The following is a 26,334-nucleotide window of genomic DNA, read 5'->3' on the forward strand; positions in this document are numbered from 1 at the left end:
CTCCTTTCAGGCCGCGACGAGGTACGAGAAGACCGATTCGAGGGACTCGTCGGAGGGCGAGACCGTCAGCAGACGGATCCCGCGCTCCTTCGCGACCTTCGGCAGCAGCTCCGTGAAGCGTCCGAAGTCCACCGCCTGCACGCGCAGTCCGCCCTCCGCGTGGTCGACCTCGATGCCGGCCGTCGACGGATCGGCGATCAGCGCCGCCGCGAGCGCCCGGTCGTCGCTGGAGCGGACGAGGTAGCGGTGCGGCCGGTCGGTCATGAGCCGGCGGATCTTGCGGAAGTCACCGGAGGCCGCGTGCCGCCCGGCCACGATCACCTCGATGTGGGAGGCGAGCTGCTCGACCTCTTCCAGGATGTGCGAGGAGAAGAGGACGGTCCGGCCGTCCGCGCCCATCCGCCGCAGCAGGTCCATCAGCTGCATGCGCTGGCGCGGGTCCATGCCGTTGAACGGCTCGTCGAGGAGCAGCACCGACGGCTCGTGCACGAGGGCCGAGGCCATCTTCACGCGCTGCCGCATGCCCTTGCTGTACGTGGAGATCTTGCGGTCCTGGGCGTACTCCATCTCGACCGTGGCCAGCGCCCGCTGGGCCTCCGCCGAGCCGAGGCCCTGCAGCTCCGCGTTCGCCTGGACGAATTCGCGGCCGGTGAGGAAGTCGTACATCGCCTCCCGCTCGGGCACGACGCCTATCTCGCGGTAGACCGACTCGTTCCCCCAGATCTTCGCGCCGTCGAGGGTGACGCTGCCGGTGGAGGGGTCGAGGAAGCCGCCCATCATGTTGATCAGGGTGGACTTCCCCGCGCCGTTGGGCCCGAGGAGGCCGGTGACGCCGGGGCCGACGGACATCGTGATGTCGTTGACCGCCACGACGTTGCCGAACCAGCGGGAGACGTGGTCGATGTGGAGCGTGGTCACAGCCCGACCTTTCGGTAGCGGCGCATCAGGATGCCGTACGAGGCGGCGACGAGCGCGAGGACGGCCAGCAGATAGATCACGCCGGCACCGGCGCCCGGGCCCCCGCCGTCGGGGAAGCCCGTCGGCGCGCCCAGGAAGGCGGTCTGCACGCCGTCGATGAGGGTCATCGGCGAGAACAGGCCGAGCCACTGGATGGCGCCCTCGTTGTCCGTGGCGTAGGCGATGCCCATGAGGGTGGAGACCGCCCCGTACGAGATCGTGAAGACGGCGATCACGGCGGCGACGCCGAAGCCGCGGCGCGGCGTGAGGGCCGCCATGACCAGGCCTATGCCGCCGAAGAGCAGCGAGAGCAGGGCCACCGAGACGAGCCCCTGGCCGAACATCTTGCTCTGCTCCGCGAAGTCCATCTTGGCCAGCATCGAACCGATCCAGAGGATCAGGAGCGGGGCCGCTGTGAGGATGAAGAGCGCCGATGCCATCGCGCCGAACTTGGCGAGGACGTAGTCCACGCGCTCGATCGGGCGCGAGAAGTACAGCGGCACCGTCCGGAACCGGAGGTCGCGGGAGACCGACTGGGGCGCCTGCGAGGCCAGGTAGATGCTGATGACGACCTGGAGGAACAGCGCGTACTGCGTGTACTCGATCGACAGCTTGGACTGCTTGGTGACGACCGCGACCGCGACGATGATCAGCGCCGGGACGCACATCACCGCGAAGAGCAGCATCGGCAGCACCTTGGACTTGGCGCTGCGGCCCAGTCCGTACGCGCCGCGCAGCGACTGCGAGAACAGCGACCGGCGCGCGTACGCCCGGCCGAGGCGCGGGCCGTCGTAGGAGCGGTAGCCGATGTTGTGGATGCGGGTCGTGTCGGGCGCGGCCTTGGAGGTGTCGGTGCTCATCGGGCCTGCACCTCCTCGTGGTCCGTCGCCTTGAAGACCTCGGCGATGTGGTGGCGGCGCTGCTCCATGCGGACGAGTCCGAGGCCGAGGCCGGCGACGGTGTCCCGCACGAGGTCGTACGTCTCCTCGCCGGCCGCCTCCAGGAGGAGGATGTGGCCGGCGCCCGGGAGGCCGTCCTCGACGCCGGCGTGGATCGTGACACCGGCGGCGGCGAGGGAGGCGCGGAGCGCGTCCGTGCCGTCGGGGTGTGCGTCGGAGTCGGTGACCTCGACCGCGAGCGTCGTGGTGGTCCGGGTGAAGTCGCTGGTGGAGCTGGAGCGCAGGAGCCGTCCGCCGTCGATGACGACGACGTGGTCGCAGGTGCGCTCCAGCTCGCCGAGCAGGTGCGAGGTGACGAGGACCGAGATGCCGAAGTCGGTCCAGACCCGGCGGATCAGTCCGAGCATCTCGTCGCGGCCGACCGGGTCCAGACCGTTGGTCGGCTCGTCGAGGAGGACCAGCTTCGGGTCGTGGACGAGGGCCTGGGCGAGCTTCACCCGTTGCTTCATGCCCGTCGAGTAGCCGCCCATCGGGCGGTAGCGCTCCTCGTACAGGCCGACGTGGCGCAGGGTGTCGGCGGTCCGCTCGCGGGCGGCGGTCGGGGGGAGTCCGGACATCCGCGCCATGTGGACGACGAACTCGGTGGCCGAGACGTCCGGCGGGAGGCAGTCGTGCTCCGGCATGTATCCGACGCGCTCACGGATCTGGGCGCCCGAGGTCCGGACGTCGAGTCCGAGGACCTCGGCGCGGCCCTCCGTGGCGGGGGAGAGGCCGAGCAGAATCTTGATCATGGTGGACTTGCCGGCTCCGTTGGCACCCACAAGTCCGGTCACACCGGGCCCGATGTCCAGGGAGAGCCGGTCAAGCGCGGTCACCCGGGGGAACCGCTTGCTGAGGCTTTCGGTCGCGATCACAGTCACGATTCGAAGGTAGTGGCGTGCGCCACAGCGGTCGTCAGCCCAACGGCTCGATTCTTGTCCGACCAGAGGAGTACAAGCCAGTAGGGGCGGTCGCGACGAAAGTCTTTTTCCACAGGCTCGCCGCCGGTCTTTTCCACAGCTCGTGCCCGACCCCTTGACGCAGCCTCCGTCCATTGTCACATTCATCGGTGTCAAGTTACGGACGCGTAGTGCGATCGGGCGCTCACACGGGACGGCGGGTGGCATGGCCTCAGCAGTGACAGGGGAACTCTCCGCGGAGCTGCGGGGGTTCAGGGAAGTACAGCGGCTCTCCTACGAGTGCGCGGAAGCCGTCGCGGCGCAGCTCAGGCCCGGGGTGACCGAGCGCGAGGCCGCCCGGATGCAGCGGGAGTGGCTGTACGAGCGGGGGGTGCGGGACTGGTTCCACCGCCCGTTCGCCTGGTTCGGCGACCGCACCGCGTTCGTCGACTTCAAGATCCCCCTGCAGTTCTTCCCCACCAACCGGCGGCTCGAAGCGGGGATGCCGTTCATCCTCGACATGGCCCCGGTCTACAAGGGGTACACCGCCGACATCGGCTACAGCGGCTGCCTGGGCCTCAACCCGCTGCACGACAAGCTCCTCGCCGACCTCAAGGACCACCGCGAGCTGATCCTGCGCGAGGTCCGCGAGCGCCGCACGCTGCGCGCGATATACGAGGACGTGGACCGCCTCATGGTCCGCCAGGGGTACGCGAACCGGCACCGCGCCTACCCCTTCGGCGTCATCGCGCACAAGATCGACCGGGTGAGCGAGCGCCGCTGGTCGCCTACGCTCTTCGGGTTCGGCACGCAGTCGCTCAAGGGGCTGGCGAGCGACGCCCTGCACGGGCACCGGGACGGCTGGTCGCCGCTCTGGTCGCCGTACAAGTTCTCCGACCACCCGCCCAGGCCCGGCCTGTGGGCGGTCGAGCCGCACCTCGGATTCCGGGGGACGGGCGCGAAGTTCGAGGAGATCCTGGTCGTCACCGACTCGAAGGATCCCGAGCAGAGCGCGTTCTGGCTGGACGACGATCTGCCGCACGTGCGGCGCTGGAACGAGGGAGCGGTCTGATGGCGGGAATCGCCGGGCTGAAATCCGCGCGGGAGCGCTGGGTCAGGACGGGCGGGATAGAGCTGTGCGTCGCCGAACTCGGCGACGCCGACCGGCCGACCGTCCTGCTCGTGCACGGCTACCCGGACTCCAAGGAGGTCTGGTCGGAGGTCGCGACCCGGCTGGCCCAGGAGTTCCACGTGGTCCTCTACGACGTCCGGGGCCACGGCCGGTCGACGGCGCCCGCCCCGCTGCGCGGCGGCTTCACCCTGGAGAAGCTGACGGACGACTTCCTCGCGGTCGCCGACGCGGTCAGCCCCGACCGGCCGGTCCACCTGGTCGGCCACGACTGGGGCTCGGTGCAGTCCTGGGAGTTCGCCACGGTCGCGCGTACCGAGGGCCGGATCGCCTCCTTCACCTCGATGTCGGGCCCCTCACTCGACCACTTCGGCCACTGGATCAAGCGGCGGATGGCCCGGCCCACCCCGCGCCGGGTCGGCCAGCTCCTCGGCCAGGGCGCCAAGTCCTGGTACGTGTACATGCTGCACACGCCCGTCCTGCCCGAACTCGCCTGGCGGGGGCCGCTCGGCAAGCGCTGGCCGAAGATCCTGGAGCGGGTCGAGAAGGTCCCGTCCGGCGACTACCCGACACCGTCCCTGCCGAGCGACGCCGCGCACGGCGCCTGGCTCTACCGGGACAACGTCCGTCCGCGGCTCAGGCGGCCGCGCCCCGACGCGTACGCGCACGTGCCGGTGCAGCTGATCACGCCGACCGGTGACGCCTTCCTCTCCGAGCGGCTCTACGACGATCTGGGCAGCTGGGTCCCCGATCTGACCCGGCGCACCCTGCCCGCCAAGCACTGGGTGCCGCGCACCCGTCCCGACCAGCTGTCCGAGTGGATCGCCGAGTTCGTGCGGGCCAACGAGGAGCCGGCGGCCAAGGCGCCGAAGCCGCCGGCGGCGACGGCCGCGAAGAGCGGCGTGAAGCCGGAGTACGCGGAGCGCTTCGGCGGCCGGCTCGTCCTGGTGACGGGTGCCGCCAGCGGCATCGGGCGGGCCACCGCCTTCGCGTTCGCCGAGGCCGGGGCCCGGGTCGTGGCGGTGGACCGGGACGGCGAGGGCGCGGCCCGCACGGCCGACATGGCCCGGCTCATCGGTGCCCCCGAGGCCTGGGGCGAGACCGTCGACGTCGCCGACGAACAGGCGATGGAGAAGCTGGCCGCGAAGGTGGCGAGCGAGTACGGGATCGTCGACGTCCTGGTCAACAACGCGGGCATAGGCCTCGCCGGCTCCTTCTTCGACACGACGAGCGAGGAGTGGAAGCGGGTCCTGGACGTCAATCTGTGGGGCGTGATCCACGGCTGCCGGATCTTCGGCGCGCAGATGACCGCGCGCGGCCAGGGCGGCCACATCGTGAACACCGCCTCCGCCGCCGCCTTCCAGCCGTCCCGCGCCCTGCCCGCGTACAGCACGTCGAAGGCGGCGGTGCTGATGCTCAGCGAGTGCCTCCGGGCCGAGCTGGCCGGTCAGGACATCGGGGTCTCCGCGATCTGCCCGGGCATCGTCAACACCAACATCACCGCGACGACGCGGTTCGCGGGGGCCACCGACGAGGCGGAGGAGAAGCGGCGCCAGAAGAAGGCCTCCCGCCTGTACGGCCTGCGGAACTATCCGCCGGAGAAGGTCGCGGACGCGATCCTCGGCGCCGTCCTGCACAACCGGGCCGTCGTCCCGGTCACGCCGGAGGCCCGTGGCGCCCACTTCCTGTCCCGGCTGAGCCCGGGCGCGCTCCGGGCCCTGGCCCGCTGGCAGCCGCCCACGTAGCCCGCGCCCGCGCTTCCGGGCTCGGTCCCGTGGAAGGTCCGGAGGACGGGCCCGGCCTGCCCTCCGGGCCGATCCGCCCTCCGGGCCGGTCCGCGGGCGGTCCGGAGGGCAGGTCCTGGGTGTGGGAGGGGGGTGCGGTCGTACGATCCCTCCCAGCAGGGGCCCCGGTGACGGGGTGCGGGAAGCGGTCGGTGGGAGCGGGTTTGTCCGAGCAGTCAGCACAGCCGGAGTACCGGATCGAGGACCTCGCCCATCTCAGCGGGGCCACGGTCCGGACGATCCGCGCGTACCAGGACCGCGGTCTGCTGCCCCGCCCCGAGCGGCGGGGCAGGTCGAACGTCTACGGGGACGCGCACCTCGCGCGGCTCCGGCAGATCGCCGACCTCCTCGACCGGGGTTACACGCTGGCCTCGATCAAGGAGCTCCTGGAGGCCTGGGACACCGGCCGGGGTCTCGGCGGGGTGCTCGGTCTGGTCGCGGAGGTCCACGGGCCGTGGACGGACGAGGAGGCGGCCCGGATCTCCCGCGCGGAGCTCGACGCCCGCTTCGGCGGCATGCCGGACGAGGACGCCATCCGGGAGGCCGTCGAGCTCGGCGTCCTGGAGCCGCTGCCGAACCGCGAGACGGAGGAGTACCTCGTACCGAGTCCGCAAGAACTCGCCGTCGCCGTCGAGTTGTACGCCGCCGGGGTGCCGCTGTCGGCAATCACCAGGCACCTGCGGGAGCTTCGGGATCAGGTCGAGCACATCGCTTCCCGTTTCCTGGAGTTCACCACCGAGCACGTCTTCGCGCGCTACCTGGAGCACCGGCCGCCCACCGACGCCGACGCCGCCGAGGCGGCGACGATGGTGCGGCGGCTCCGGCCGCTCGCCCAGCAGACGGTCGACGCCGAACTGGCCAGGGCCATGCAGTTGTTGGCGACCCAGCACCTCCAACTCCACCTGTCGCCGCACGCGCCCCCGGTGAAGGACGACGAGCCGCGAGCGGTCGCGCTACCGGCCGGGACGATACGGGCGGTTCAGGAACTGGTGGGCGCGGAGGGGGTCGCGGCCTTCGTCGCGGCGGCCACGGAACGAGAAGTGAACAAAAGGGCATTGGACGCTCTTGCCGCAAGTCACCATAAAACTCTTTGACTTATCCAATTCGGGCAAAATGACAGGCCGTTGTCCACAGAAATGCCAACTGGCCTGTGGATAAGTCATGTTGGCTGTGGATCAAACATTCTCACGCCCCTTCATCGGTCCGGTTCAATTCATTGGTCCGGCGATCCGGGCTCCGGCATCCTGACGCCATGACCTCACAACCGAGGGACGAACGACGCACCGTGAAGGTGTCGAAGTACCTCTCCAAGCATCTGCGCCATCAGCCCGAGCGCATCGGCCTCGTCCTCGACGGCAACGGCTGGACCGAGATCGACGCACTCCTCACCGCCGCGGCCGCGCACCACTTCCCGATCACCCGCGAGGAACTCGACCACGTCGTCGCGACCAACGACAAGAAGCGCTTCGCGATCGAGGGCACCCGCATCCGCGCCAGCCAGGGCCACACCGTCGAGGTGGACCTCGACCTTCCGGCCGCCGAACCGCCCGCGTACCTGTACCACGGCACGGTCGCGGACCGGCTTCCCTCCATCCGGGCGGAGGGGCTGCGCCCGATGGCCCGCCACCACGTGCACCTCTCCCCCGACCGCGAGACCGCGACCCGCGTCGGCGCCCGCCGCGGCCGGCCCGTCGTGCTGAGCGTGGACGCCGGGGCCATGCACCGGGCCGGCCACGTCTTCCGCGTCAGCGCCAACGGGGTCTGGCTGACCGACGCCGTACCGCCGGAGTTCCTCCGCTTCACGGAGTGAGCCCGCGGGAGCGGAGGGCCGTTTGGCATGATCGCTTTCATGGCACACCCGCACCTGCCCAGCACCGAGGCCGCAGTCAACGCGGTCCGCGAGATCGCCCAGGAGTTCAACCTGGAGATGACCGTGACCGACGACATCGGCGCGGACCAGACCTCCCGGCGCACCTCCTCCGGCGCGTTCGCCGTCCTCGACCCGGACGGATCGCTCCCGCACGAGGCCTACATCGAACTGGGCGGCTCCCCCTCCGTCACGGTCCGGATCTTCCCCGAGGACGACGCCCTGATCATCGTCGAGGGCGTCGAGTTCCCCGACGTGCCGCGCGACACCGTCCCCGTCTTCCTGCGTTCCGTCCACGGCGGCCTCGCCCACGTGAAGGGACGGTTCTTCCCGCCCGGCTGGCGGCTGGTCGTGCCGCTCCCCGGCGACGAGACGTACCGGGAGCTCATCCCCAACGCCTCGCTCACCGCCTGGATGAACAAGAACGTCCGCTGACGCCGCCGCCCCACAGACCACGGGTCCGCCAGGCCACCCGCCCCGCCCCACCGGTCCCGCAGGCCACTGGTCCCGCAGGCCGCCGGGTCACCGGTCGCCGTAGGCTCGGGGGCATGAGCCTGCGCCTGAGCACCGTGATCCTGCCCGTCGACCGCTGGCACGAAGGGGGCCGCCGGAAGTGGCGGCACGCCGAGGACCTCGGCTTCCACGCCGCGTACACCTACGACCACCTGTCCTGGCGGACCTTCCGCGACGGCCCGTGGTTCGGCGCGCTGCCCACCCTCACCGCCGCGGCGACGGCCACCGAGCGGCTGCGGCTCGGCACGCTCGTGACCTCGCCGAACTTCCGGCACCCCGTGACGCTCGCCAAGGAGCTCCTGGCGCTCGACGACGTCTCCGCCGGCCGGATCACGCTCGGCATCGGCGCGGGCGGCAACGGCTTCGACGCCACCGCGCTCGGGCAGGAGCCGTGGAGCCCGAAGGAGCGGGCCGACCGGTTCGCCGAGTTCGTGGCGCTGCTCGACCGGCTGCTCACCGAGGACGTCGTCACCGAGCGCGGCACCTTCTACTCGGCGGACGAGGCCCGGAACATCCCCGGCTGCGTCCAGCGCCCGCGGCTGCCGTTCGCGGTGGCGGCGACCGGGCCGCGCGGCCTCAAGCTGGCCGCCCGCTACGGGCAGGCCTGGGTGACCACCGGCGACCCGAAGCTGTACGAGGAGGGCACCCCGGAGCAGTCGGTGGCGGCGCTGCGCGGCCAGGTCGAGAAGCTCGGCAAGGCGTGCGCCGAGGCGGGCCGGGACGTGGCCGAACTGGACAAGATCCTGCTCACCGGCTTCACCCCGGACCGGAACGGCCCGCTGGAGTCCGTGGACGCCTTCGTCGACTTCGCCGGCCGCCACCGCGAGCTGGGCTTCACCGAGATCGTGATCCACTCGCCGATCCCGGACTCCGTCTTCGCCGTCGACCAGGCCGTCTTCGAGCGGATCGCCACCGAGGCACCGGCCCAGCTGGGCTGACCCCTCCCTCTCAGGCCGCGCCCCGGCGCCGGGCGTGCCCGCGCCACAGCGCGAGGAGGACCGGGGACGCCGCGGGCGCGGGCCGCGCGGGACAGACGTCGAAGTGGCTGATCCGGCAGGTGTCGGACGGTACGGCGGAGCCGAGGTTGACCGCCGTGCCGTCGCCCGCGATCCGCCACCGCCGGCCCGCCGGGACGGCCCGGGCGACCAGCTCGCCGGGCTCCATCATGATCCAGCGCCCGCGCACCGTGCGGTGCCACTCGGCGCCGGCCCCGCACCCCTCGCAGGTGACGGTCGAGGGGCCGCGCGCGTCCCGTACGGGGTTTCCCGAGCGGGCCGCGAACGTCACGACGGCGGCCATGCCGGCCAGCACGTCGCCCACCCGGACCGGCTCCCGTACGGGATGTGCCGAGCCGGCCTCCTCACAGGCCCCGCAGAGGGCCATGCCGAGGCTCGCGATCCATCTGCCGCACGGCGCACCGCAGGCCTCGCACTCGTCAGACCGCCGACCCGAGACCATGCCCCCACCCCTTCGAGACGCCGTCGGCTCCCCTGCCTCCTGAGGGTCTTCCCCACCCATCCCGGAACCGAACGGACGTTTACGGCCATGTCCGCACGACGAGAGGCGGCCACGCCCGGCCCGGCCCCGGCGCGGTACGACGAGGCGGCCACGCCCGGCCCGACTCCGTACGACGAGGGCGGCCACGCCCGGCTCCGACGGCTCAGCCGCGGCCCGGGCGCTTGGGCAGGTGGCGGTAGCCCGGGTGGACGCCCGGGGTGAGGCCCTGTTGGCCGGCGATCCGGCCGAGGAGCTCCGTCAGGCGGGTCCGGTCCTCCGGGTCGAGCGCCGTGAAGAGGTCGTCCTCGTGCGCGGCGGCGACCTCGCGGACCCGTTCGAGGACGCGTCCGCCCTCCTCGGAGACGTACAGCTCGTGGTGGCGGCGGTCCTCGGTGCTGCGCCGCCGTTCCACGAAGCCCTTCCGTTCCAGGTTGTCGATGAGCGCGACAACCCGGCTCGGGACGACGCCGAGGTCGGCGGCGAGGGAGCGCTGACTGCGCCCCGGGTCCATCGCGATCATCCGCAGCAGGCCGACGTCGGGCGGCGCGAGGCCGAGTTCGCCGACCCGTTCGCCGAAGCGCGCGGCGGCGTGCGCGCCGAGCTGGGCGAGCAGGAACGCGCCGAAGCGCGGGGGAGCGGCGGCGGCCGCGCCGGGATCTTCGACTGGTTGCCGGTCGGTACTCACAGGGTTATGGTACGAGACAAGAATGATTCTCCCTAGTGAACTATTCAGCTGAGAGAACGGACAGGACCCGTGACAGGACCCGTCTCCGCACACAGCCCCACCGACACCCGCCGCCCGGCCGGACCCGCGCCCCGGGAGCGCCGGGAAGCCCAGGGAGGACCGCCACCGGGCGTGCTCGCCGTGGTGTTCACCGCCCTGTTCCTGGGCGGGCTCGTCCTCAGCACCGTGCTCGCCGGCGGCGACCCGTTCCCCTCGCCCTTCGGTGAGACCGGCGAGATCGTGGCCTACTTCCGCGCCCACTCCGACGCCGTACGGGTCTCCGGCGCCCTCCAGTTCGCGGCCTCGATCCCGCTGGCCGTCTACGCCGCCACCGCCTCCGCCCGGCTGCACCGGCTCGGCGTCCGCGCCCCCGGCGCGACCATCGCCCTGGCCGGCGGCCTCCTCGCCGCCGGATTCCTGGCCGTCTGCGGCCTGGTGAGCTGGACCCTTTCCCGTACGGAGGTGCTCGAACTCCCGGCGCTCGCACGGGCTCTGCAGTACCTGGCCTTCGCCACCGGCGGGCCCGGGCACGTCGTGACGCTCGGCCTCCTCGTGGCCGGGATCGCCGTACCCGGGCTCCTCGCCGGACTGCTGCCGCGCGCCCTGGCCGTCACCGGCCTCGTCCTCGCGGCCGTCGCCGAACTCGCCGCCCTCACCCTGCTCTTCGACGGCGCCGCCCTGCTGCTCCCGCTGGCCCGCTTCACCTGCCTGGCCTGGCTGATCGCCGCCGGCTTCCTGCTCCCCCGCCGCCGCACCCGCGCTGAGAAGGGGCTCTGACGTGCCCGCGAACATGACCGAGAAGCTCGTCCGCTTCCAGCAGCCCGAGAAGACCCTGCGCTATCTGGGAGAACTGCCCGAGGAGCGGCTCGCCGAGCTCTTCGGGCTTGACGCACCCGCCTACCGCGAACTGCTGCGGGACTTCGACGAGCGGGCGCGGGCCACCGCCGCCGGCCTCCTTGAGGACCCCGGCTTCGCCGACCGGGTCGGCCGGCTGCCGTTCCGGCCGGGGCAGCGGGTCGTGGCGCTCGGCGAGAGCACCACCGCCGACCGGCTCTCGTGGTTCTCGATCCTGCGCCACCTGCTCCCGGAAGGCGTCACGCTCGTCAACCTCGCCGTCTCGGGCCAGACCACGAGCCAGGCCCTCGCCCAGCTGCCCCAACTCGCCTTCTCGCGCCCCGACTGGGTGCTGTGCATGCTCGGCGCGAACGACGCCCAACGGCTCGGGCGCGGGCCCGGCGAACCCGGGATCCGGCTGGTCAGCGAGGCGGAGACGGCCCGTAACCTCCTCGCCCTCAAGGAGGTCGGCGGGCAGCCGGAATCCGTCGGCCGCGAGCGATGGATCTGGCTCACCCCGAGCTCCATGGACCAGGAGCGGGCGGACGCCTACCCCCACTTCCGACGTGCCGGGATCGGCTGGGAGAGCGAGGACGTCGACGGAGTCGCCGACCTCCTCCTCGGCCGGCCGGAGCTCACGGTCGACACCCGGCGGGCCACCGCCGGCCTCCAGCTCGACGACGGGATCCACCTCTCCCTCGACGGCCAGCGCGCCGTCACGATCGCCCTCGTCCACGCGCTGACGACGCCCCCGCGACCGGAGGCGTCATGAAGCTGCTGCTCTTCGGCGTGACCGGCGGCACCGGCGCGCAGCTCCTGACCCAGGCCCTCGGCGCCGGCCACCGGGTGACCGCCGTCGCCCGGCGCCCCGACCGGCTGCGGGCCGCGCACCCCGGGGCGCGGCCGACCGTCGTGGCGGGAGACGTCCTGACGCCCGAGGAGTGGCGGCACGCCGTCGCCGGGCACGACGCCGTCGTCTCCTGCCTCGGCAGCACCGACCGCAAGCACCCCACGACCGTCTACTCGGACGGCACCCGCAACATCGTCGAGGCCATGCGCGCCGCCGGCGTCGGCCGGCTGCTCTGCCTCTCCTCCGCCGGCCTGGAGATCACCGCGGGCGTTCCGCTGCCGCAGCGCCTCGTCACCCGGTACGTGGTCCAGCGGATGTACCGGCACGGCTACGCCGACATGGCCCGGATGGAGAGCTTCCTGGCCTCGGGGGCCGCCGGTGACACGGCCTGGACGGTGGTGCGGCCCCCGATGCTCACCGACGGCCCGCTCACCGGCCGCTACCGCACGGCCGGGAACGGCCACCTGGACCGGCCGAAGTCCCTCTCCCGCGCCGATCTCGCGCACTATCTGCTGACCCGCGCGGAGAACGGCGGGACCCACGACCCCACCCACCGCGCGGTCGTCGAGATCGCGTACTGAGCCGGACCGGCCACCGGAAGACCGAAAGCCGGGCACTCATATGTGCGGCTCCCCGCACGCACGTGCGTCCGGTGCGGAAGAATGGTGCGGTGACCTCTCCCCGTTCCCCGCGCCCTTCCGCCCCGGCGCCCCGGCTGATCGCCACCGACCTCGACGGCACGCTGCTGCACGACGACAAGTCCGTCTCCGCGCGCACGGTCGCCGCCCTCGCCGCGGCCGAGCAGGCCGGGATCGAGGTCTTCTTCGTCACCGGCCGCCCGGCCCGCTGGATGGACGTCGTCAGCGACCACGTCCACGGCCACGGCCTCGCGATCTGCGCCAACGGCGCCGCCGTCGTGGACCTCCACGGCGGCTACACCTTCGTGGAGGTGCGCCCGCTGGAGCGGGCGGTCGCCCTCGACGTCGTGGAGGCGCTGCGCGCCGCCGCGCCGGGCACCTCGTTCGCCGTCGAGCTCACCACCGGCATCCACTACGAGCCGCAGTACCCGCCGTTCTACCTCGACCCCGGCGCCACCGTCGCCACCGCCGAGAAGCTCCTCTTCGAAGAGGCGCCCGGCGCGGCGGCCCCCGTGCTCAAGCTGCTCGCCCAGCACCCCGAACTCGATCCGGACGTGTTCCTCGCGGTGGCCAGGGAGGCCGCGGGCGACCGGGCGTCCATCACCCGCTCCAGCCCCACCGCGCTGATCGAGATCAGCGGGCTCGGCGTCTCCAAGGCCTCCACGCTCGCGCACTGCTGCGCCGAGCGCGGCATCACGGCCGACGAGGTCGTCGCCTTCGGTGACATGCCGAACGACATCGAGATGCTCAGCTGGGCCGGCCGCTCGTACGCGATGGGCAACGCCCACCCCGACGTCATTGCCGCCGCCTCCGGCCGCACGGTCGGCAACAACGAGGACGGCGTCGCCGTCGTCATCGAGCAGCTGGTCGCCGAAGCCCTGAACGCCGCGGCACAGGGCTGAAGCAGCTGACAGAAGCACGGGACTAGGGCCGGGCAGGCCTAGAGCGGGGCCTCCCACACCACCGTCGTACCGCCGCCGTCCTCGCCGAGTCCGGGCCCGCACCAGCTGGCGCCGCCCAGGGACTCGGCGCGGCGGGCGAGGTTGCGCAGACCGCTGCGGCGGCCGCCGGCGGGGATGCCGATGCCGTCGTCCGCGACGGAGAGGCGGACGCCCGCGGAGCCGTCGGGGAGGGTGGCGGTGGCGTCGACGACGACCTCGATGCGGCCCGCCTCCGCGTGCCGGAAGGCGTTGGAGAGCGCCTCGCGCAGGGCGGCGATGAGGTTCTTGCCGGTGAGTTCGCCGACCGTGGAGTCGATCGCGCCGAGGAAGCGGTGCGCGGGCTTGAAGCCGAGCGGGACGGCCGCCATGTTGATCTCCCGCAGGACCCGGGTGCGCAGGCCCGACGGGGCTTCGGCGGGGCCCTGCTGGAGCGCGAAGATCGCCGTACGGATCTCCTGGATCGTGACGTCCAGTTCGTCGACGGCCTTGCCGACGCCCTCGCGCACGGCCGGCACGATCGACTTGCGCTGGGCGCTCTCCAGCATCATCCCGGTGGCGAAGAGCCGCTGGATGACGAGGTCGTGCAGGTCGCGGGCGATCCGGTCGCGGTCCTCGTAGACGGCGAGGCGCTCCCGGTCCCGCTGCGCGTCGGCCATCATCAGGGCCAGCGCGGCCTGCGAGGCGAACTGGGTGGCGAGGGTCCGCTCCGCCTCGGTGAACTGGCGGGCGCCCCGGGCGCGGGGGGTGGCGAGCGCGCCGAGCACCCGCCCGCCGCTCTGCAGCGGCAGCATCATGCTGGGCCCGTACGGGGAGGTCAGCCGGCTGATCATGCGCGGGTCCGTGGAGGCGTCCGAGATGAAGACCGCCTCGCCCTCCAGGAGTTCCTTGACCACGGCGCTCTCGGGCGGGATGACCACGCCGAGCGACTTGGTGGGCCGGGGCGAGGAGACCGCGACGATCTCCAGGCCGCCGTCCTCGGCGGGCAGGAGGACGATCCCGGCGTCCGCGTCGGCGAGCCTGCGGGCCTGTTCGGCGACGACCGTGAGGGCGTCGTCCGCGTCGCCGCCGGAGAGCAGGGCGGTGGTGACGGCGACCGAGCCGTCGATCCAGCGTTCGCGCTGGCGGGCCGCCTCGTAGAGGCGGGCGTTGCCGATGGCGATGCCCGCCTCGGTGGCGAGCACCCGGACCATGTGGACGTCGTAGTCGTTGAACTCGCCGCCGCCGCGCTTCTCGGCGAGGTACAGGTTGCCGAAGATCTCGCCCTGGACCCGGATGGGGACGCCGAGGAAGGTGCGCATCGGCGGGTGGCCGGGCGGGAAACCGGCCGCGCGGGGGTCGGCGGACAGATCGGCGAGGCGGATGGTCTGCGGGTCGCGGATCAGTGCGCCGAGCAGTCCCGCGTGGCCGTCGGGGCGGCGGCCGATGCGGTGGGCCGTTTCGTCGTCGACGCCGAAGGTGACGAAGTCGGAGAGGCCCTCGCCCTCGTCGTCGACGACGCCGATCGCCGCGTAGCGGGCGTCGGCGAGCTCGGCGGCGGTCTCGCAGATCCGGTCGAGGGTCGAGTGGAGTTCGAGCCCGGTGCCGACCGAGCGCATCGCCTCCAGGAGCTGCGGCACGCGGGCGGTGAGCTCCGTGGACAGCCCCTGGAGGCTGCGGGTGGCCTGGGTGGCGGCTTCCAGGGGGTCCGGGGTGGCGGACGCTGCGGCGGTCATGGGCTTGAGCCTAGTTAGTCCTATTTGGCGAGAAAAGTCGGGCGGTCGTCCCCGCCGGCCGGGGTGGCGCCGGCTCCCCCGCTTCCCACCGCGAGGAGGTCGGTCTCCCGCTCCTGCTCCAGCATCCGGCGCAGGGGTCCGTCGGCCGTCGCCAGCTCGGCGTACGGGCCGCGCTGCACGGTCCGTCCCTCGTCGAGGACGACGACCTCGTCGACCGCTTCGAGGCCGTGCAGACGGTGGGTGATGAGGACGGTCGTCCGGCCTTCGGTGGCCCTGAGCAGGTCGTCGGTGAGGGCGTCGGCGGTGGCCAGGTCGAGGTGCTCGGCCGGCTCGTCGAGGACGAGGACGGGGAAGTCGGCGAGGAGGGCCCGCGCGAGCGCGAGGCGCTGGCGCTGGCCGCCGGAGATCCGGGAGCCGTGCTCGCCCACGAGGGTGTCGAGCCCGGCGGGCAGTCCGTCCACCCAGTCGAGCAGCCGGGCGCGGCGCAGCGCCTCGCGCAGCTCGTCGTCGTCCGCCCCGGTGCGGGCGAGCCGCAGGTTCTCCCGGACGGAACTGTCGAAGAGGTGGGCGTCCTGGGCGCAGAGGCCGACGAGCCGCCGGACCGCGTCGCCGTCGAGCTCCCAGGCGGGCACCCCGCCGAGCCGGTACATGCCGTGCTCCACGTCGAGGAACCGCAGCAGCACCTGCGCGAGCGTGGTCTTCCCTGAGCCGGAGGCGCCGACCACGGCGACCCGCCGCCCCGCCTCCAGGGTGAGCCGGAAGTCCGCGAGTGCCGCCCGCTCCTGGCCGGCGTACCGGGCCGAGAGCCCGTCGAGCTCCAGCGGGAACGGGCTGTCCGGGGGAGTCGCGGGCGCGGCCGGTTCCTGTACGGGGACGGGGGCGTCGAGCACCTCGAAGACCCGCTCGGCACTGTGCCTGACGCGCTGCCGGTACTGCACGGCGAGCGGCAGTCCGGTGACGGCCTCGAAGGCGGCCAGCGGTGTCAGGACGACCACGGCGAGGGCCACCCCGTCGAGCCGCCCCTCCCGTACGCCCTGGACTCCGACGACCGCGGCGGCCACCACCGTCAGACCGCAGACCAGCGCGGAGAGACCGGCCCCCAGCGCGGTGGCCGCCGCCTGCCGGGAGGCGATGCCGGTGAGGGCCCGGTCGGCGTCCCGCGTCCGCTCGACACGGCCCCGCAGCGCACCGGCCACCGTCAGCTCGGCGCAGCCGCGGAGCAGGTCGGCGACGGCCGTGGCCAGGGCGCCGCGCGCGGGGGAGAGCCGCCGTTCGGCCCGGCGGGCGAGGGCGCCGCCGGCCGCCGGTACGGCGATCCCGGCCACGAGCAGGCCCGCGGCGAGGACGGCACCGGCCTCGGGCAGCAGCCAGGCGGTGAACCCGGCGGAGGCGACGCCCACGAAGACGGCCGCGCCCACCGGAAGCCACCAGCGCAGCCAGTAGTCCTGGAGCGCGTCGACATCGTGGACCAGCCGTGCCAGCAGGTCGCCGCGCCGGGCACGGCGGAGTCCCGCCGGGGAGATCCGCTCAAGCCGCCGGTAGACGGAGACCCGCAGCTCGGCGAGCATCCGCAGCACGGCGTCGTGCGAGACGAGCCGCTCGGCGTACCGGAAGACGGCACGTCCGATGCCGAAGGCGCGCGTGGCGGTGACGGCCACCATCAGATAGAGCACCGGCGGCTGCTCGGAGGCCCGTGAGATCAGCCAGCCGGACACGGCCATCAGTCCCACGGCCGACCCGAGGGCCAGGCTCCCGAGCAGCAGCGCGAGCGCCATCCGCCCCTTGAGTTCGCCGGCCATCCCCCGCACCCGCGCGAGCACGGACCCCGCACCGGCGGCCGCGGGCGTCTCTGCCGCCCGGGGCCGTGCGGGATCGGCGTCGGGCGCGGCGTCCCCGTCGCTCCGGGCGAGCACCCGGGGGGACTCCGCCGTGGCGGGCACCGAGCCGTCCGTGGCACCCCCAAGGGCCACCACCCGGTCCGCGACCGCGAGCAGCGCCGGCCGGTGCACCACGAGCAGTACCGTGCGTCCCGCCGCGAGGCGGCGGACCGCCTCCACGACCCCGGCTTCGGTCTCGCCGTCCAGCGCCGCCGTCGGCTCGTCGAGCAGCAGCAGCGGCCGGTCCGCGAGGAACGCGCGGGCGAGCGCGAGCCGTTGCCGCTGCCCCGCCGAGAGTCCCGCGCCGTCCTCGCCGAGCACCGTGTCGAGCCCCTGCGGCAGCCCGGCGACGAACCCGTCGGCCCCGGCGTCCCGCAGGGCTGCCCGTACCGCGTCGTCGGTGGCGTCCGGGCGGGCGAGCCGTACGTTCTCGGCGACCGTCCCCGCGAAGAGGTACGGGCGCTGCGGCACCCAGGCGATCCGGGACCGCCAGGCCTCCAGGTCGAGGGTCGCGAGGTCCTCGCCGCCGACTCGTACGGTGCCCTCCTCGGGCACGGCGAAACCGAGGACGACGTCGAGGAGCGTGGACTTGCCGATGCCGCTCGGCCCGACCAGGGCCACCGTCTCGCCGGGCTCGACGGTCAGCGTCGCCGCGTCGAGCGAGGCTTCGGCGCGCCCTTCGTGCCGTACGGTCACCCGGTCGAGCGCAAGCCGCGGGGAGCCCGGGACCGGCGCCGTACCGCCGCCCGATACGGGCTGCTCCAGGACGTCGAAGATCTCCTCCGCCGCCGCGACCCCTTCGGCCGCCGCGTGGAACTGGGCACCGACCTGGCGCAGCGGGAGGTACGCCTCGGGGGCGAGGATCAGGATGACGAGCCCGGTGTACAGGTCGAGTTCGCCGTGGACCAGCCGCATGCCGATGGTCACGGCGACGAGCGCGACGGACAGCGTCGCCAGGAGCTCCAGGGCGAAGGAGGAGAGGAAGGCGATCCGCAGGGTCCGCATGGTCGCCTGGCGGTACTCGGAGGTGATCGCTCGGATCGACTCGGCCTGTGCCTTGGCCCGGCCGAAGATCTTGAGGGTGGGGAGGCCGGCCACCACGTCCAGGAAGTGTCCGGAGAGCCGGGAGAGCAGCTTCCACTGGCGGTCCATCCGGGCCTGGGTGTACCAGCCGATCAGGATCATGAAGACCGGGATGAGCGGCAGGGTGACGACGATGATGGCGGCCGAGACCCAGTCCTCGGTGACGATCCGGGCCAGCACGGCCACCGGCACCACCACCGCGAGCCCCAGCTGCGGCAGATAGCGGGCGAAGTAGTCGTCGAGCGCGTCCACTCCGCGCGTCGCGAGCGCGATCAGCGAGCCGGTCTTCTGTCCGCTCAGCCATCCGGGGCCGAGCGCGGCGGCGCGGTCGAGGAGCCGGCCGCGGAGTTCGGACTTGACCGCCGCGCTCGCCCGGTGGGCGGCGAGCTCGGTCAGCCAGGAGACCAGCCCCCGTGCCACCGCGATGCCCGCGAGCAGCAGCAGAGGGGTGGTCAGGTCGGAAACCGAGAGGCCCTTCTGGAAGGCCCCCACCACGATCTCGGCGATGAACATCGCCTGGGCGACGACCAGCGCCGCCCCGATGAGGCCGAGGACGACCACCGCGATCAGGAAGAAGCGGGTGGCCCGGGCGTACCGGAGCAGGCGCGGATCGATCGGTTTCACGTGAAACATGCCCCTCTAGTGAGCGTCGGCGATGTGCTGCGTCCCAATGCGCTTACGGAACACCCAGTAGGTCCAGCTCTGGTAGAGCAGCACCAGCGGGGTCGCGATCGCCGCGCACCAGGTCATGATCTTGAGCGTGTAGGGGCTCGACGACGCGTTCGTCACGGTAAGGCTCCACTCGGGGTTGAGCGAAGACGGCATGACGTTCGGGAAGAGCGCCAGGAAGAGCATCGCCACGGCGGCGGCGATCGTCACGCCCGAGAGCGCGAAGGACCAGCCCTCCCGGCCCACCTTGATCGCGCCGATCGCGCCGACGAGCGCCACCACGGCCACCAGCATCGCCGCGAGGCTCCAGCCGTCGCCCGTGTCGACCTGGGTCCAGATCAGGAAGGCGAGCGCGAGCGCCGCCGTCACGAGACCCAGCTTGAGCGCGAGCGCCCTCGCCCGGACCCGGATGTCGCCCACCGTCTTCAGCGAGGCGAAGACCGCGCCGTGGAAGGTGAACAGGGTGAGCGTGACCAGGCCACCGAGGAGCGCGTACGGGTTGAGCAGGTCCCAGAAGTTGCCGACGTACTCCATGTCCGCGTCGATCTTCACGCCCCGGACGATGTTGCCGAAGGCCACGCCCCACAGGAGCGCCGGGATCAGCGAGGTCCAGAAGATGGCCTGCTCCCAGTTGCGCTGCCAGTTCTCCTCGGGCCGCTTCGCCCGGTACTCGAAGGCGACACCCCGGACGATCAGGCAGACCAGGATGATCAGCAGCGGCAGGTAGAAGCCGGAGAACAGCGTCGCGTACCACTCGGGGAACGCGGCGAAGGTCGCGCCGCCGGCGGTGAGCAGCCACACCTCGTTGCCGTCCCAGACGGGTCCGATGGTGTTGATGAGGACCCGCTTCTCGGCCCGGTCACGGGCGAGCAGCTTGGTCAGGATGCCGACCCCGAAGTCGAAGCCTTCGAGGAAGAAGTAGCCGATCCAGAGGACGGCGATGAGTACGAACCAGACGTCGTGGAGTTCCATGCCTCGATCTCCTCAGCCTCAGTACGAGAAGGCCATGGGGCGGTCGGGGTCACGAGAGTCCCCCCCGATCCTGGTGGGCGGGTTGAGGTCGTCCTCGGTGAGCTCGGGCGGTCCCGCCTTCACGTACTTGACGAGGAGCTTGACCTCGATGACGGCGAGAATCGCGTAGAGGGTGGTGAAGACGATCATCGAGGTGAGCACCTCGCCCTGGGAGACCCCGGGGGAGACCGCGTCCTTGGTGCGCAGCACGCCGTAGACGACCCAGGGCTGGCGGCCCATCTCGGTGAAGATCCAGCCCCAGGAGTTGGCGATCAGCGGGAACGCCATGGTCCAGAGGGCGATGAGCCAGTACCACTTGACCAGGCGGGGGCTCAGCGCCTTCCGCTTGAACAGGACCAGATTCGGCACTTCGTCCTCACCGGTCCGCATCCCGGGTGCCAGCATGAACTTCTTGCGGGTCAGCCAGAGGCCGAGCATTCCGATGCCCAGCGAGGCCATGCCGAAGCCGATCATCCAGCGGAAGCCCCAGTAGGCGACCGGGATGTTGGGCCGGTAGTCGCCGGGGCCGAACTTCTCCTGCTCGGACTTGTTGACGTCGTTGATGCCGGGGACGTACGAGCTGAAGTCGTCGTTCGCGAGGAAGGACAGCAGGCCGGGGATCTCGATGGCCACCGTGTTGTGGCCCTTCTCGACGTCGCCGTAGGCGAAGACCGAGAAGGGTGCGGGGGCCTCGCCGTCCCAGAGCGCCTCGGCGGCGGCCATCTTCATCGGCTGCTGCTTGAACATGACCTTGCCGAGCAGGTCGCCGCTGATGGCGGTGCCGAGGCCGGCGATGATCAGGGTGATCAGGCCGAGCCGCAGCGAGGTCCGCATCACCGGGATGTGCTTCTTGCGCGCCAGGTGGAAGGCGGAGATGCCGACCATGAACGCGCCGCCGACCAGGAAGGCCGCCGTCATGGTGTGGAAGAACTGGGTGAGGGCCGTGTTCTGGGTGAGCACGTGCCAGAAGTCGGTGAGCTCCGCCCGGCCGCGCTCGGCGTTGATGCGGTAGCCGACGGGGTGCTGCATCCAGGAGTTCGCCGCGAGGATGAAGTACGCGGAGAGGATCGTGCCGATCGACACCATCCAGATGCAGGCGAGGTGGATCTTCTTCGGCAGCTTGTCCCAGCCGAAGATCCACAGACCGATGAAGGTCGACTCGAAGAAGAACGCGATGAGCGCCTCGAAGGCGAGCGGGGCGCCGAAGATGTCGCCGACGAAGCGCGAGTAGTCGGACCAGTTCATGCCGAACTGGAACTCCTGCACGATGCCGGTGACGACGCCCATGGCGATGTTGATCAGGAAGAGCTTGCCCCAGAACTTCGTCGCCCTGAGGTACTTCTCCTTGCCCGACCGCACCCAGGCGGTCTGCAGGCCGGCGGTGAGCGCGGCGAGAGAGATCGTCAGGGGTACGAAGAGGAAGTGGTAGACGGTGGTGATGCCGAACTGCCAGCGCGCCAGCGTCTCTGGCGCAAGAGCGAGGTCCACGTCGTTTTCTCCTTACATCGCCGTGGTCACATCGGCAGTTTGCCCTGGTAATACCACTTATTACGGGATGAACCAGGACACGCTTGTGAACGCGTTCACATTCACAAGCATTATTGCTCATACGAAATCCGTACCTTCAGTCGGGGTCCCCCTACCGAAGGTCACCTCTTCCCAGGACCTTCAACATATTGTTGAATCCGGGGCATGACCCTTCGGATACGCATCGTCTGGCCGGCCGGACACACCACGGCCACCCTTCAGGAGACCCCCACGAGCACGGCGCTCGCGGGAGCCCTCCCGATCTCCTCCACCGCCCGGACCTGGGGCGAGGAGGTCTACTTCGACACCCCGGTCTCCGTCCCCGTCGAGGACGGCGCGCGCCAGGTCGTCGAGCCCGGCACCGTGGCCTTCTGGACGGACGGCGACGCGCTCGCCCTCCCCTACGGCCCGACCCCGATCTCCCGGGGCGAGGAATGCCGCCTCGCGAGCCCCTGCAACCTGCTGGGCTCGCTCGACGGCGACCCGCGGATCCTGGCCACCGTCAGGGACGGCGACCCGATCCGCGTGGAGCGCGCCGACGGCTGATCAGCTGATCAGCTCTCCTTGCGGAAGCTCTCCGCCACCTTCAGGAACAGGTCGTTCGCCTCGGTCTCGCCGATCGTGACGCGCACGCCCTCGCCCGCGAACGGCCGGACCACCACACCGTGCCGCTCGCACTCCGCCGCGAAGTCCATCGTGCGCTCGCCGAGACGCAGCCAGACGAAGTTCGCCTGGGTGTCCGCCACGGTCCAGCCCTGGGCCACAAGCCCCGCGTGGACCCGCTCGCGCTCGGCCACCAGGGAACCGACCCGGCCGAGCAGTTCGTCCTCGGCCCGCAGCGAGGCCACCGCCGCGTCCTGCGCCAGCTGGCTCACGCCGAACGGCACCGCCGTCTTGCGCAGCGCCGCCGCCACCGGCTCGTGGGCGACCGCGAAGCCGACCCGCAGCCCCGCCAGGCCGTACGCCTTGGAGAAGGTCCGCAGCACGGCGACGTTGGGCCGGTCACGGTAGAGCTCGATGCCGTCCGGGACGTCGGCGTCGCGGACGAACTCCCGGTACGCCTCGTCGATCACGACCAGGACGTCGGAGGGCACCCGGTCGAGGAAGCGCTCCAGCTCCGCCCGGCGGACCGCGGTGCCGGTGGGGTTGTTGGGGTTGCAGACGAAGATCAGCCGGGTCCGGTCGGTGATCGCCTCCGCCATCGCGTCGAGGTCGTGCACCTCGCCCTCGGTCAGCGGCACCTGCACCGAGGTGGCCCCGCTGATCTGCGTGATGATCGGGTACGCCTCGAAGGAGCGCCAGGCGTAGATGACCTCGTCGCCGGGGCCCGAGGTGGCCTGGAGCAGCGACTGCGCGACGCCGACCGAGCCGGTGCCGGTGGCCAGGTGGGAGACGGGCACGCCGAAGCGGTCGGCCAGCTCCTCCATCAGCGCCGTGCAGGCCATGTCCGGGTAGCGGTTGAAGTTCGCGGCGGCCGCCAGCGTGCTCTCCATGACCCCCGGCAGCGGCGGGTAGGGGTTCTCGTTGGAGGACAGCTTGAAGGCCACCGGACCGCCCGCGGCGGCCGGCTTGCCCGGCTTGTAGGTGGGGACGCCGTCCAGCTCGGCGCGCAGCTTCGGGCTGCCCGTACTCGTCCCGCTGGTCTCGCTCACTGTGTGGCCTCCTCGACCGTCCGTACCGCCAATACTCCTCACCTTAAGAGGATTCCCCTCCGCTGCGAATGGGCTGTGGACAACAGGAGGGACACGCTGTGGAAACGCGAGGGCCCAGGGGGGAGCGCACGCCCGGGTGGCGTGCGCCGGTGGCGGGCGCCGTGGCGCGCATCCCCCGTAGAGGTGAGTTGAGACCTCTTCGAGACCTCACCCCCTCACCAGGCGTACGCCGTTCGACAACCCCAGGTCTCATGGCGAACCCATGAACTGCCTTGGATTCCAAGCCTCTTGGTGGTTTTCGATCATGCAGAAACGTGCCTGTCAACGCTTGCATATGCGGCCGTCCCAACCGACCCTCATCGCCCTACTATCGGCTCGCCATGACAGCAGCAGGGAAGCACCAGGTGAGCCGGGCACAGACCCGGGGAAGCCGGCAGGGCCGGGCGGGCATCCGGGACGTCGCCGCCGCCGCCGGGGTCTCCATCACGACTGTCTCCGACGCGCTCAACGGCAAGGGACGGCTCCCGGACGCCACCCGCCGCCACGTGCGCGAGGTCGCCGACCGGCTGGGCTACCGCCCATCCGCGGCGGCCCGCACGCTCCGTACGGGCAAGTCGGGACTCATCGGCCTGACCGTGACGACGTACGGGGATGAACCTTTCACCTTCACCGAATTCGCGTACTTCGCGGAGATGGCCAGAGCCGCCACATCGGCAGCACTCGCCCGGGGCTACGCCCTGGTCATCCTCCCCGCCACCTCCCGCCATGACGTCTGGTCGAACGTCGCCCTCGACGGCACCGTCGTCATCGACCCCTCCGACCACGACCCGGTCGTCACCGAACTGGTCCGCCAGGGCCTGCCCGTCGTCTCCGACGGACGCCCCGCCGGCACCCTTCCGGTCACCGCCTGGGTCGACAACGACCACGAAGCCGCCGTCCTCGACCTCCTCGACCACCTCGCCGACGCCGGCGCCCGCCGCATCGGCCTCCTCACCGGAACCACCACCGACACGTACACCCGCCTGTCCACCACCGCGTACCTGAACTGGTGCGAGCGGGTCGGCCAGGACCCCGTCTACGAGGCCTATCCGGCGCACGACCCGTGCGCGGGCGCCGTCGCGGCCGACCGGCTGCTCGCCCGCCCGGACCGGCCCGACGCCGTGTACGGCCTCTTCGACCCCAACGGAACCGACCTCCTGGCGGCCGCCCGCCGCTACGGACTGCGCGTCCCCGACGACCTGCTGCTGGTCTGCTGCAGCGAGTCGACCGTCTACGCCACCACCGAACCGCCCATCACGACGCTCTCGCTCAAACCGCGCCGCATCGGCACGGCCGTCGTCCAGCTCCTCATCGACGCCATCGAGGGGATCGACACCGACGGACCGGTCGAGCAGGTGATACCGACCGAGCTCATCATCCGCACCTCGTCGCAGCGCCGTTCCCCGCGCACGACGGTCAGCCCGCCACGCTCACCCGCCAAGGACTGACCCCGCCAGGACCGGCCGACCCGGCTCCTCGCCGACGACGCCGTCCCCGCCCCTGCCCGTGGGCAGGGGCGGCGAAACCGGCCACCACACCGGCCCCAACCCTGGACTGGACCTTCCCAATTCGGGCGAAACAACCGGTGAACCCGGAGTGGACCCGGATTCATCACCCCTGGTGCGTCACACAGGAGGACCCTCATTCCTATGATGGGCGCACGACATCGCGGACCACCCCGACCAGGCAGGGACGCGATGTACAGGGCATCGCGACGGTGGTGGAGGGGTCGATGACTCAGGGGGCCGGGCAGGATCCCGTGGTGCGCACGGCGACATTGCGTGACTTCCGCGTACCGCCGTACGCCCAGGTGCCCGTACAGGGCCATGCCGTCGAACCACCGGCAACGGACCCGCCGCAGGCGCCCGCACCGGCCGAAGCGCCGCCCGTCGCACCCCCGCCCGTCGCCGCCGCGCCGGTCCGCGTCGTGCCGATCGAAGCCGTACCGCTCACCGCCGTACCGCTTCCCCCCACGGCCCCGGCCGCAGCGCCGCCCGCCGCTCCCAGCGCCCCCATGCCCGCCGCGCCGACGCTCCAGCTGGGCCGTCGCCTCGCGCCCGCGTACCCCGAGGCGAGCGGCTCCTCGATCGTCTCCGTCGCCACCGGCCACCCGGGCAACGCCTTCCCCGACGACGAACTGCCCGAGGGGTACACGCCGACCGAGCGCGACCTCCCGGTCATCCAGCGCGGCGACACCCTCCAGGTCCCGGTCGTCCCCGACACCGCACCCGCGGCCGACCCCGCCGCCGGCGAGGGACCGGGCCCGCTCTTCGTGGTGGGCGACGTCCACGGCTACCTCGACGAACTCGTCGCCGCCCTGCGCGCGCAGGGCCTCATCGACGAGAACGGCAGCTGGTCCGCGGGCAACGCCCGCCTCTGGTTCCTCGGCGACTTCACCGACCGCGGGCCCGACGGCATCGGCGTCATCGACCTCGTCATGCGGCTCTCCGCCGAGGCCGCCGCCGCCGGCGGCTACTGCAAGGCCCTCATGGGCAACCACGAGCTGCTCCTCATCGGCGCCAAGCGCTTCGGCGACACCCCCGTCAACTCCGGCGCGGGCACCGCCACCTTCCAGGCCGCCTGGCTGCTCAACGGCGGCCAGAAGCACGACATGGACCGCCTCCAGGACGTCCACCTCCAGTGGATGTCCCGCCTCGACGCCGTGGTGCGGCAGGACGACCACCTCCTGCTGCACTCCGACACCACCGCGTACCTCGAATACGGCGAGACCATCGAGGACGTCAACGACACGGTCCACGAGATCCTCACCCGGAACGACGCCGACGAGGTCTGGGACCTGTTCCGGAAGTTCACCAAGCGCTTCGCCTTCCGCGACGAAGGCGGTCCGCAGGCCGTCGAGGAGCTGCTCTCCACCTACGGCGGCCGCCGGATCGTGCACGGCCACAGCCCCATCCCGTACCTCCTCGGCCAGGTCGGCACGGAAGAGGGCGAGGGGAGCGGAGGCCCGATCGTCGACGGACCGCACGTGTACGCCGACGGCCTCGCGATCGCCATGGACGGCGGAGTGACCATGGCCGGAAAGCTACTGGTCGTCCAACTCCCCCTGAACGGCTGACGCATAACCCCGCGTATCCGGGGAAGTCGAATTCCGGAAACACCCTGTCAGGCCGTGGCGTCACCGCAATACCATCGGGTCCATCCGTAGCAGGCTCTCCTCCGTTTCCGTCCAGCC

23 protein-coding genes are annotated in these 26,334 nt (G+C 71.8%); 13 read left to right on the top strand and 10 right to left on the bottom strand.

From position 1 onward, the window contains the following. Window positions 1–6: 6 nt before the first annotated feature. Genes ACZ7G1_RS18485 through ACZ7G1_RS18495 form a run of 3 tightly spaced genes read right to left on the bottom strand, consistent with a single transcriptional unit; the run spans window position 7 to window position 2,770 of the window. Entirely contained in the window at window positions 7–918 is a 912-nt protein-coding gene (locus ACZ7G1_RS18485) for an ABC transporter ATP-binding protein (protein WP_470880829.1), read from the bottom strand. Continuing rightward, the gene (locus ACZ7G1_RS18490) at window positions 915–1,817 is read right to left on the bottom strand and encodes an ABC transporter permease (RefSeq protein WP_470880828.1); all 903 of its coding nucleotides are present in this window, start codon (window positions 1,815–1,817) and stop codon (window positions 915–917) included. The genes ACZ7G1_RS18485 and ACZ7G1_RS18490 overlap by 4 nt, the downstream gene beginning before the upstream one ends. After that, entirely contained in the window at window positions 1,814–2,770 is a 957-nt protein-coding gene (locus tag ACZ7G1_RS18495) for an ABC transporter ATP-binding protein (RefSeq protein ID WP_470880841.1), read from the bottom strand. Before ACZ7G1_RS18495 ends, ACZ7G1_RS18490 begins: the two co-directional genes overlap by 4 nt. Before the next feature lie 250 nt (window positions 2,771–3,020). On the opposite strand from ACZ7G1_RS18495, the gene ACZ7G1_RS18500 reads away from it, so the two are divergent. The 6 genes from ACZ7G1_RS18500 (at window position 3,021) to ACZ7G1_RS18525 (ending at window position 9,025) form a co-directional block, all read left to right on the top strand. Then, window positions 3,021–3,866 carry a M24 family metallopeptidase gene (locus ACZ7G1_RS18500; protein WP_470880827.1) on the top strand — a complete coding sequence of 282 codons (846 nt, stop codon included), beginning with the start codon at window positions 3,021–3,023 and terminating at the stop codon, window positions 3,864–3,866. Beyond that, window positions 3,866–5,668 (top strand): SDR family oxidoreductase, encoded by a 1,803-nt coding sequence (locus ACZ7G1_RS18505; protein ID WP_470880826.1) that lies wholly within the window; start codon window positions 3,866–3,868, stop codon window positions 5,666–5,668. Before ACZ7G1_RS18500 ends, ACZ7G1_RS18505 begins: the two co-directional genes overlap by 1 nt. Before the next feature lie 203 nt (window positions 5,669–5,871). Then, window positions 5,872–6,801, top strand: a complete 930-nt coding sequence (locus ACZ7G1_RS18510) for a MerR family transcriptional regulator (RefSeq protein ID WP_470880825.1) — start codon at window positions 5,872–5,874, stop codon at window positions 6,799–6,801. Window positions 6,802–6,959: 158 nt separating this feature from the next. Further along, window positions 6,960–7,517 (top strand): RNA 2'-phosphotransferase, encoded by a 558-nt coding sequence (locus ACZ7G1_RS18515; RefSeq protein WP_470880824.1) that lies wholly within the window; start codon window positions 6,960–6,962, stop codon window positions 7,515–7,517. 39 nt (window positions 7,518–7,556) lie between these two features. Next, on the top strand, window positions 7,557–8,009 hold the full coding sequence (locus ACZ7G1_RS18520; RefSeq protein WP_470880822.1) for a hypothetical protein: 453 nt from the start codon (window positions 7,557–7,559) through the stop codon (window positions 8,007–8,009). Between the two features lie 113 nt (window positions 8,010–8,122). Continuing rightward, on the top strand, window positions 8,123–9,025 hold the full coding sequence (locus ACZ7G1_RS18525) for an LLM class flavin-dependent oxidoreductase (RefSeq protein ID WP_470880820.1): 903 nt from the start codon (window positions 8,123–8,125) through the stop codon (window positions 9,023–9,025). Window positions 9,026–9,035: 10 nt separating this feature from the next. Here the strand turns inward: ACZ7G1_RS18525 and ACZ7G1_RS18530 are convergent, their stop codons facing one another. Then, window positions 9,036–9,470 carry a DUF6083 domain-containing protein gene (locus ACZ7G1_RS18530; protein ID WP_470880818.1) on the bottom strand — a complete coding sequence of 145 codons (435 nt, stop codon included), beginning with the start codon at window positions 9,468–9,470 and terminating at the stop codon, window positions 9,036–9,038. Window positions 9,471–9,747: 277 nt separating this feature from the next. Next, window positions 9,748–10,269, bottom strand: a complete 522-nt coding sequence (locus ACZ7G1_RS18535) for a MarR family winged helix-turn-helix transcriptional regulator (RefSeq protein WP_470880816.1) — start codon at window positions 10,267–10,269, stop codon at window positions 9,748–9,750. A gap of 69 nt (window positions 10,270–10,338) precedes the next feature. Here ACZ7G1_RS18535 and ACZ7G1_RS18540 point away from each other — a divergent pair, with 69 nt between their 5' ends. The 4 genes from ACZ7G1_RS18540 (at window position 10,339) to ACZ7G1_RS18555 (ending at window position 13,532) form a co-directional block, all read left to right on the top strand. Continuing rightward, window positions 10,339–11,085: a hypothetical protein gene (locus tag ACZ7G1_RS18540; RefSeq protein WP_470880814.1), complete on the top strand. Its 747-nt coding sequence runs from the start codon at window positions 10,339–10,341 to the stop codon at window positions 11,083–11,085. Window position 11,086: 1 nt separating this feature from the next. Further along, a complete protein-coding gene (locus ACZ7G1_RS18545; RefSeq protein WP_470880812.1) occupies window positions 11,087–11,914 on the top strand; it encodes an SGNH/GDSL hydrolase family protein in 828 nt (275 codons plus the stop codon). Continuing rightward, complete coding sequence (locus tag ACZ7G1_RS18550) at window positions 11,911–12,573, top strand: NAD(P)-dependent oxidoreductase (RefSeq protein ID WP_470880811.1); 663 nt, start codon at window positions 11,911–11,913, stop codon at window positions 12,571–12,573. Before ACZ7G1_RS18545 ends, ACZ7G1_RS18550 begins: the two co-directional genes overlap by 4 nt. Before the next feature lie 89 nt (window positions 12,574–12,662). Then, complete coding sequence (locus ACZ7G1_RS18555) at window positions 12,663–13,532, top strand: Cof-type HAD-IIB family hydrolase (protein WP_470880809.1); 870 nt, start codon at window positions 12,663–12,665, stop codon at window positions 13,530–13,532. 38 nt (window positions 13,533–13,570) lie between these two features. On the opposite strand, the gene ACZ7G1_RS18560 is transcribed toward ACZ7G1_RS18555, so the two are convergent. From ACZ7G1_RS18560 to ACZ7G1_RS18575, 4 genes are read right to left on the bottom strand one after another with little or no spacing between them, the layout of a single operon-like run. Then, entirely contained in the window at window positions 13,571–15,283 is a 1,713-nt protein-coding gene (locus ACZ7G1_RS18560; RefSeq protein WP_470880808.1) for a GAF domain-containing sensor histidine kinase, read from the bottom strand. Window positions 15,284–15,303: 20 nt separating this feature from the next. Next, on the bottom strand, window positions 15,304–18,867 hold the full coding sequence (gene cydD, locus ACZ7G1_RS18565; protein WP_470880806.1) for a thiol reductant ABC exporter subunit CydD: 3,564 nt from the start codon (window positions 18,865–18,867) through the stop codon (window positions 15,304–15,306). Between the two features lie 15 nt (window positions 18,868–18,882). After that, window positions 18,883–19,884 (bottom strand): cytochrome d ubiquinol oxidase subunit II, encoded by a 1,002-nt coding sequence (cydB, locus tag ACZ7G1_RS18570; protein WP_470880804.1) that lies wholly within the window; start codon window positions 19,882–19,884, stop codon window positions 18,883–18,885. Window positions 19,885–19,902: 18 nt separating this feature from the next. Next, complete coding sequence (locus ACZ7G1_RS18575) at window positions 19,903–21,411, bottom strand: cytochrome ubiquinol oxidase subunit I (RefSeq protein ID WP_470880802.1); 1,509 nt, start codon at window positions 21,409–21,411, stop codon at window positions 19,903–19,905. 204 nt (window positions 21,412–21,615) lie between these two features. Here ACZ7G1_RS18575 and ACZ7G1_RS18580 point away from each other — a divergent pair, with 204 nt between their 5' ends. Then, window positions 21,616–21,996 carry a cyclophilin-like fold protein gene (locus ACZ7G1_RS18580; protein ID WP_470880801.1) on the top strand — a complete coding sequence of 127 codons (381 nt, stop codon included), beginning with the start codon at window positions 21,616–21,618 and terminating at the stop codon, window positions 21,994–21,996. 8 nt (window positions 21,997–22,004) lie between these two features. Here the strand turns inward: ACZ7G1_RS18580 and hisC are convergent, their stop codons facing one another. Then, window positions 22,005–23,102, bottom strand: coding sequence for a histidinol-phosphate transaminase (hisC, locus tag ACZ7G1_RS18585; protein WP_470880799.1), 1,098 nt, complete (start codon window positions 23,100–23,102; stop codon window positions 22,005–22,007). A 380-nt stretch (window positions 23,103–23,482) separates the two neighbouring features. Here hisC and ACZ7G1_RS18590 point away from each other — a divergent pair, with 380 nt between their 5' ends. Both ACZ7G1_RS18590 and ACZ7G1_RS18595 read left to right on the top strand, forming a co-directional pair. Then, window positions 23,483–24,589: a LacI family DNA-binding transcriptional regulator gene (locus tag ACZ7G1_RS18590; RefSeq protein ID WP_033201421.1), complete on the top strand. Its 1,107-nt coding sequence runs from the start codon at window positions 23,483–23,485 to the stop codon at window positions 24,587–24,589. Between the two features lie 284 nt (window positions 24,590–24,873). After that, window positions 24,874–26,217 carry a metallophosphoesterase gene (locus ACZ7G1_RS18595; RefSeq protein ID WP_470880797.1) on the top strand — a complete coding sequence of 448 codons (1,344 nt, stop codon included), beginning with the start codon at window positions 24,874–24,876 and terminating at the stop codon, window positions 26,215–26,217. Window positions 26,218–26,334: the final 117 nt, after the last annotated feature.

The organism is Streptomyces sp. NPDC037273 (assembly GCF_055603625.1).

What these genes read in the sequence shown, in the direction of transcription:
- ACZ7G1_RS18525 (WP_470880820.1), top strand. Translation starts at nt 8,123, where the DNA reads ATGAGCCTGCGCCTGAGCACCGTGATCCTGCCCGTCGACCGCTGGCAC.
- ACZ7G1_RS18560 (WP_470880808.1), bottom strand. Translation starts at nt 15,283, where the DNA reads ATGACCGCCGCAGCGTCCGCCACCCCGGACCCCCTGGAAGCCGCCACC.
- ACZ7G1_RS18505 (WP_470880826.1), top strand. Translation starts at nt 3,866, where the DNA reads ATGGCGGGAATCGCCGGGCTGAAATCCGCGCGGGAGCGCTGGGTCAGG.
- ACZ7G1_RS18595 (WP_470880797.1), top strand. Translation starts at nt 24,874, where the DNA reads ATGACTCAGGGGGCCGGGCAGGATCCCGTGGTGCGCACGGCGACATTG.
- ACZ7G1_RS18550 (WP_470880811.1), top strand. Translation starts at nt 11,911, where the DNA reads ATGAAGCTGCTGCTCTTCGGCGTGACCGGCGGCACCGGCGCGCAGCTC.
- ACZ7G1_RS18500 (WP_470880827.1), top strand. Translation starts at nt 3,021, where the DNA reads ATGGCCTCAGCAGTGACAGGGGAACTCTCCGCGGAGCTGCGGGGGTTC.
- ACZ7G1_RS18490 (WP_470880828.1), bottom strand. Translation starts at nt 1,817, where the DNA reads ATGAGCACCGACACCTCCAAGGCCGCGCCCGACACGACCCGCATCCAC.
- ACZ7G1_RS18530 (WP_470880818.1), bottom strand. Translation starts at nt 9,470, where the DNA reads ATGGCCCTCTGCGGGGCCTGTGAGGAGGCCGGCTCGGCACATCCCGTA.
- ACZ7G1_RS18590 (WP_033201421.1), top strand. Translation starts at nt 23,483, where the DNA reads ATGACAGCAGCAGGGAAGCACCAGGTGAGCCGGGCACAGACCCGGGGA.
- ACZ7G1_RS18515 (WP_470880824.1), top strand. Translation starts at nt 6,960, where the DNA reads ATGACCTCACAACCGAGGGACGAACGACGCACCGTGAAGGTGTCGAAG.
- ACZ7G1_RS18520 (WP_470880822.1), top strand. Translation starts at nt 7,557, where the DNA reads ATGGCACACCCGCACCTGCCCAGCACCGAGGCCGCAGTCAACGCGGTC.
- ACZ7G1_RS18580 (WP_470880801.1), top strand. Translation starts at nt 21,616, where the DNA reads ATGACCCTTCGGATACGCATCGTCTGGCCGGCCGGACACACCACGGCC.
- cydB (WP_470880804.1), bottom strand. Translation starts at nt 19,884, where the DNA reads ATGGAACTCCACGACGTCTGGTTCGTACTCATCGCCGTCCTCTGGATC.